Consider the following 6,359-nt stretch of genomic DNA (forward strand, 5'->3'; position numbering starts at 1 on the left):
GACCCTGCGTGCATGACGGATAAAAGCCTTTTTCGGGTACCAAGGGGGCGAGCCGTGACCGAGCGACTCGAAGGCGAACCGGTCTCGCTGTGGGTGGCGACCGCGGGCACCACGGACTACCCGGCGCTGTCCGGCGAGATCGAGGTCGACGTGGCCGTGATCGGCGCCGGGATCGCCGGCCTGACCGCCGCGCTCGCCCTCAAACGGGCCGGACGCACCGTCGCGGTCCTGGAGGCCGCCCGGGTCGGCACCGGCGTCACCGCGCACACCACCGGCAAGGTCACCGCCCTGCACCGCCTCGTGTACACCGAACTGCGGCACCGCCACGACGAGGACACCGCCCGGGCCTACGCGCAGGCCAACCAGGCCGCCGTCGAACACGTCGCCGGGGTGGTGGCCGACGAGGGGCTCGACTGCGGCTTCCGCCGGGTCGCCAACCACACCTACGCCGAGACCGAGGAGACCCTCGGCCGGGTCCGCGCGGAGGCCGAACTGGCCGCCCGCCTCGGACTGCCCGCGGAGTTCACCACCGACGTGCCGCTGCCGTTCCCCGTGCTGGGCGCCGTGCGGTGCGCCGACCAGGCCCAGCTGCACGCGGTGCGCTACCTGCACGGGCTGGCCCGCGCGGTCGACGGCGACGGCAGCGCCGTGTACGAGGAGACCAGGGCCGGCAAGCCGCGCGACGGCACCCCCTGCGTGGTCACCACCGGCGCCGGTACGGTCCGGGCCCGCGACGTCATCGTGGCCACCAACCTGCCGTACGGCGGGCAGGGCCTGTTCGACACGCGCTGCCACCCGCACCGGTCCTACCTGGTCGCCGGGCGGGTCGCCGGTCCCCCGCTCGACGGCACGTTCATCAGCGCCGACGAACCGCTGCGCTCGATCCTGTCCGCCGACGTGGACGGCGTGACCCACGTGCTCGTCGGCGGGGAGGGGCACCGGGTGTCGCAGGCGGAGGACACCGCCGGCCGGTACCGCAGACTGGCCGCCTTCGCCCACGACCGCCTCGGGGTGCCGTCGATCGGCCACCGCTGGTCGACCCAGGACGCCGTCCCCCTCGACGGCCTGCCCTACGTGGGCCCGATGAGCCCGGGCGCGCACCACGTGTACGTCATCACCGGGCTGCGCAAATGGGGGCTCACCAACGGCACCGCCGCCGCCCTGATCCTGACCGACCTGATCACGGGCCGGGACAACCCGTGGGCGAAGGTGTTCCACAGCAACCGGATCACGCCGGTCGCCAGCGCGGCCCGGTTCGTCGCGGAGAACGTCCGGGCGGCGGTCGCGACCCTGGGCAACAAGCTGGGTGGCGGGTCCGGTGCCGCCCTGCCGGGGCCCGGCGAGGGGGCGGTCGTGAAGGTCGACGGGAAGAACGTCGCCGTGTACACCGACGAGGCGGGTCGGCGGCACGCGGTGTCCGCGACGTGCACGCACCTCGGGTGCACGGTCGAGTTCAACCCGGCCGACGCGACCTGGGACTGCCCGTGCCACGGTTCGCGGTTCCACATCGACGGGAGTGTGCTGCAGGGGCCGGCGACGAGCCCACTGGCCGCGCGCGGGGCGCCGGAGGGGTGACCCACCGGCCCTGGTGTCGTGGGTGGGCGGTGCGCGGGCGGTCCGGCGCCCGGATACTCGGCTGCGGACCGCGCCGACTCGCCCTAGGCTGCCGATCAAGGGGCTGACCAGGCACCCTGTCCACGGCCCCGGAAAAGAGCTGGAATGACGAGTCACCTGTTCGCCGTCTGCTTCGACGCGCTGGAACCGCCGCGGGTCGCGCGGTTCTGGTCGGCGCTCCTCGGTTGGGAGCCGGCCGAGGATCCGGTCGACGGCGTCACGCTCGTGCCGGACGACGACACCGGGTTCCGGCTCCGTTTCGTCCCGACCACCGAGCCCAAGGTCGCCCAGAACCAGATGCACTTCGACCTGACGAGTACGTCCCTGGAGAACCAGCGGGAGACGGTCGCCCGGGCGCTCGACCTCGGCGGACGGCACGCCGATGTCGGCCAGACCGGGGACGAGGGGCACGTGGTGCTCGCCGACCCCGAGGGCAACGAGTTCTGCGTCATCGAGCCCGGCAACAACTTCCTCGCCGACTGCGGGTTCGTCGGCGCGCTGGCCTGCGACGGCTCCCAGGACGTCGGGTACTTCTGGAGCCGGGCCCTGGGCTGGCCGCTCGTCTGGGACCAGGATCAGGAGACCGCGATCCGCTCGCCGCACGGCGGCCCGAAGATCACGTGGGGTGGACCGCCGCTGGAGCCGAGGACGGGCAGGGAACGGGTGTACTTCGACCTCGCTCCCCCGCTCGACGGCGACCGGCGGGCCGAGGTGGACCGGCTGCTCGCGCTGGGCGCGACGGGCACCGGCGCCGGGGTCGAGCGGGTGGCCATGGCCGACCCCGACGGCACCCGGTTCTCGGTTCTGACGCCCCGCTAGCCCGGGCCCGGCCGGTCCCCCTCCGGTGCGGCCGGGGTCCGGCGGGCGCCTCGGCGCCGGTCAGGGTCAGGCGGGCCCCTAGGCGCCGGACGGGTCACCGGACCCTCCGGGCGCGGCCGGATCACCGGGTCCCGCGGTCGCGGTCGGATCACCGGGTCCCCCGGCCGTGGCGGCCGGCAGGCTCAGCGTCATGGTCAGGCCGCCGCCCGGCGTCGTCTCGGGGTCCAGGGTGCCGCCCATCGCCTCGGCGAGCCCCCGCGACAGCGCCAGCCCGAGGCCGACCCCCGTGGCGTTGTCGCGGTCCCCGAACCGCTGGAAGGGCAGGAACACCCGGTCCCGGGCCGACTCGGGGATCCCCGGCCCGTGGTCGATGACCCGGATCTGCACCCGGCCCGCGTGCGCGCTGGCCGTGACCATCGGGGGCCGGTCCGGCGGGCTGTACCGCAGGGCGTTGGCGAGCAGGTTCACCAGGATGCGTTCGACGAGCGCGGGGTCGGCGTACACGTCGGGTAGGTCCTGCGGGGTGCGGACCGCCACGGCCAGGGAGCGCACGCCGAGGTCGTCGACGGCCCGGGGCACCACCTCGCCGACCCCGACGGCCTCCGGGTGCATGCCCAGCGCTCCGGCCTGCAGGCGGCTCATGTCGAGCAGGTTCTCCACGAGCCGGCCGAGGCGTTCGAGGGACTCGTCGGCGGTGGCGAGCAGCTCCTCGCGGTCGGACTCGCTGAACGCGACCTCCGTGCTGCGCAGGCTGCTGACGGCCGCCGTCGCCGACGCCAGGGGGCTGCGCAGGTCGTGGCTGACGGCGCGGAGCAGCGCGGTCCGCAGCCGGTCGACCTCGGCGAGCGGAGCGGCGGTGGCGGCCTGTTCGGCGAGCCGTTCCTGGCGCAGCGCGACGGCCGCCTGGGCCGCGAACGCCTCCACGATCCGCTGGTCGGACGCCGCGAGCGGGTGCCCGGTGAGGACCAGGGACAGGGTGTCGTCCACGACGACGTCGACATCGCCCTCGCTCGGCGCGCCGCACGGCTGGCCGCCGACGGTGGCGACGATCCGCCACGCGTCGGGGTCGCGTTGCCGGTCCGGGCCGGGCGGGGTGTCCGGTCGGCGTTCCAGCAGGGTCACGCCGCGCAGGTTGAACGCCTCCAGGAGCTGGTCGAGCAGGGCGGTGAGCGGCCGGTCGCCGCGCAGGACGCCGCCGGCGACGGTGGACAGGATCTGGGCCTCGGCGCGGGCCCGGGCGGCCTCGGTGGTGCGGCGGGCGGCGAGTTCCACGGCGACCGCGACGGCGACCGCGACGACCAGGAACACGACGAGGGCCAGCACGTTCTCCCGGTCGGAGATCGTCCACTCGTGGAAGGGCGGGGTGAAGTACCAGTTCAGCAGGAGCGAGGCGACCACGGCGGCGGCGAGAGCCGGCCACAGTCCGCCGACGAGCGCGACCCCGACCACGGCGGCGAGGAACAGCAGGATGTCGCTGGGCAGGCTGAGCTGGTCGCGCAGGAGGCTGAGGCCCCCCGTCATCAGGGGCAGTCCGATCGCGGCGAGCAGGAAGCCCGCGGTCCGGCGGCGGGTCGGGACGCCCGCGCGGGGGGCGGACCGCAGCCGGCCGCGCCGGGACTGCTCGTGCGTGACGAGGTGCACGTCGATGCTGCCGGACTCGGCCGTGGTGGTGACGCCGACGCCCGGGGACAGGATCTGGGCGAACCGGCCGCGCCGGCTCGCGCCCAGGACCAGCTGGGTGGCGTTGACGCCCCGGGCGAAGTCGAGCAGGGCCCGGGGGATGTCGTCGCCGACCACCCCGTGGTACGTGCCGCCGATGTCCTCGAGCATCGTGCGCTGCCGGGCGAGGTGCGCCGGGTCCGCGCCGGTCAGGCCGTCGCCCCGGGTGACGTGCACGCCGAGGAGGTCCGAGCCCTTGGTCCGGTCGGCGATCCGCCCCGCCCGGCGGACCAGGGTCTCGCCCTCGGGGCCGCCGGTGAGCGCGACGACCACCCGTTCCCGCGCCTCCCAGGTGCGGCGGATGCCGTGTTCGGCCCGGTAGCGTTCCAGCTGGTCGTCGACCTTGTCGGCCAGCCACAGCAGGGCCAGCTCGCGCAGGGCCGTCAGGTTGCCGGGTCGGAAGTAGTTGCCGAGCGCGGCGTCGACCTTGTCGGCCTGGTAGACGTTGCCGTGCGCCATCCGGCGGCGGAGCGCCTCCGGGGTCATGTCGACCAGTTCGATCTGCTCGGCTGCGCGCACGACGGAGTCGGGGATCGTCTCGCGCTGCGTGATGCCCGTGATCTGTTCGACCACGTCGTTGAGGGACTCGATGTGCTGGATGTTGACGGTGGTGATCACGGAGATGCCGGCGTCGAGCAGGGCCGCGATGTCCGCCCAGCGTTTGGCGTGCGCCGAGCCGGGCACGTTGGTGTGCGCCATCTCGTCGACGAGGGCCACCTGCGGGGCCCGGGCCAGGACCGCGTCGAGGTCCATCTCGGTGAAGGCGGCACCCCGGTAGGTCATCACCGTGCGGGGTACCGTCTCCAGGCCCTCCGCCATGGCCGCGGTGAGCGCCCGGCCGTGGGTCTCGACGTAGCCGACCACCACGTCCGTCCCGCGTTCGTGCCGGCGGTGGCCCTCCTCGAGCATCTTGTACGTCTTGCCCACGCCGGGGGCGGCCCCGAGGTAGACGCGTAGCTGTCCGCGGGTCACGGTGCCGCCCCCTTCCGTCACGGGTACCGCTTGTCGAGTGCCAGGTTCAACTCCAGCACATGGACCACCGGCTCGCCGATGAAGCCCAGTACCCGGCCGCTGGTGTGCTCGGCCACGATCTTCCGGAGGGCCGCCACGTCGACCCCTCGGGCCTTGGCGACCCGGGTGAGCTGGAGCGTGGCGTAGGCGGGGGTGATGTCCGGGTCGAGGCCGCTGCCGCTGGCTGTGACGGCGTCCGCGGGCACGGCCGGCGCGTCCGGTGCCGCGCCCCGGACGGGGGTGACGACGCCCTTCGAGTAGTCCTCGCCGAACACGGCCAGTTCGACCGCGACGCCCTCGTAGCTGTCGAGGAACGGCCTGGCGGTCTCGTCCTTCTTCGGCCCCTTCGCCTCGGCGTCGTACGCGGTGGCGGTCTCGTTGAGGCTGACGACCCGGGTGATCGGGCCGGTGAGCCCCGCCGCCCGGAAGACGCCGAGCACCGCGCCGACGCCGCCGGTGGTGCAGAACGGGCGGGCGCCGTCGACGCCCTCGCGTTCGCCGAAATCCCTGCTGCGGGTGCAGACCTGGGTGAGCAGGCTCCGCTTGCCGCCGTCGCCGTTCCCGGAGTCCGGGTCGAGAGCCGGATCGCCGAGGGTGTCCACGACGCTCTCCGGGCCCAGGTTGCTGGCGCCGGTCGCGGTCGGGTCGTAGCCGTCGCCGGCCGCGGAGGGGCGGGACTGGAAGTATCCGGGGCGGCCGTCGAAGGACTGGCCGAGCAGGGTGCTGCCGACCGGCTTCCCGTCGCGTTCGACGATCGAGCCGCCGGCGTTGGCCTTCAGGCCGGGGAGCTGGGCGACGGCGGTGATCAGCAGCGGGTAGGCGATGCCGAGCACCAGGGTGAACACCGCGAGGGCGCGCAGGGCCGCCAGGTGGGCGGAGATCCAGGTGGGCAGTCTCATGGTCACATTCCCGGGATGAACTGGACGAGCAGGTCGATGAGCTTGATGCCGACGAACGGGGCGACGACGCCGCCGAGGCCGTAGACCAGCAGGTTGCGGCGGAGCAGGGCCGAGGCCCCGCCGGGGATGTACCTCACCCCGCGCAGCGCCAGCGGGATCAGCACCACGATGACGACGGCGTTGAAGACGACCGCCGACAGGATCGCCGACAGCGGGCTGTGCAGCCGCATGATGTTGAGGGCGTCGAGGCCCGGGTACACGGCGGCGAACATGGCCGGGATGATCGCGAAGTACTTG

The 6,359-nt window shown here is 74.1% G+C and carries 4 protein-coding genes and 1 pseudogene; 2 read left to right on the plus strand and 3 right to left on the minus strand.

Translation table 11 applies throughout. The annotated features are described in order from the left end of the window. Nucleotides 1-54 precede the first annotated feature (54 nt). Nucleotides 55-1,575: an FAD-dependent oxidoreductase gene (locus tag PT931_RS35625; RefSeq protein WP_456250132.1), complete on the plus strand. Its 1,521-nt coding sequence runs from the start codon at nt 55-57 to the stop codon at nt 1,573-1,575. Nucleotides 1,576-1,719: 144 nt separating this feature from the next. After that, nucleotides 1,720-2,433, plus strand: coding sequence for a VOC family protein (locus PT931_RS35630; RefSeq protein ID WP_456250133.1), 714 nt, complete (start codon nt 1,720-1,722; stop codon nt 2,431-2,433). A gap of 78 nt (nt 2,434-2,511) precedes the next feature. On the opposite strand, the gene PT931_RS35635 is transcribed toward PT931_RS35630, so the two are convergent. From PT931_RS35635 to PT931_RS35645, 3 genes and pseudogenes are all read right to left on the minus strand, one after another. Then, a complete protein-coding gene (locus tag PT931_RS35635) occupies nt 2,512-5,124 on the minus strand; it encodes a DUF4118 domain-containing protein (protein ID WP_456250134.1) in 2,613 nt (870 codons plus the stop codon). A gap of 17 nt (nt 5,125-5,141) precedes the next feature. Continuing rightward, the gene (locus tag PT931_RS35640; RefSeq protein WP_456250135.1) at nt 5,142-6,062 is read right to left on the minus strand and encodes a potassium-transporting ATPase subunit C; all 921 of its coding nucleotides are present in this window, start codon (nt 6,060-6,062) and stop codon (nt 5,142-5,144) included. A 2-nt stretch (nt 6,063-6,064) separates the two neighbouring features. After that, a pseudogene (locus PT931_RS35645) lies at nt 6,065-6,359 on the minus strand (potassium-transporting ATPase subunit B); the annotation flags it as partial.

The organism is Longispora urticae (genome assembly GCF_053902585.1).

Coding starts and splice junctions, on each gene's coding strand:
- PT931_RS35630 (WP_456250133.1), top strand. CDS start 1,720: ATGACGAGTCACCTGTTCGCCGTCTGCTTCGACGCGCTGGAACCGCCG.
- PT931_RS35640 (WP_456250135.1), bottom strand. CDS start 6,062: ATGAGACTGCCCACCTGGATCTCCGCCCACCTGGCGGCCCTGCGCGCC.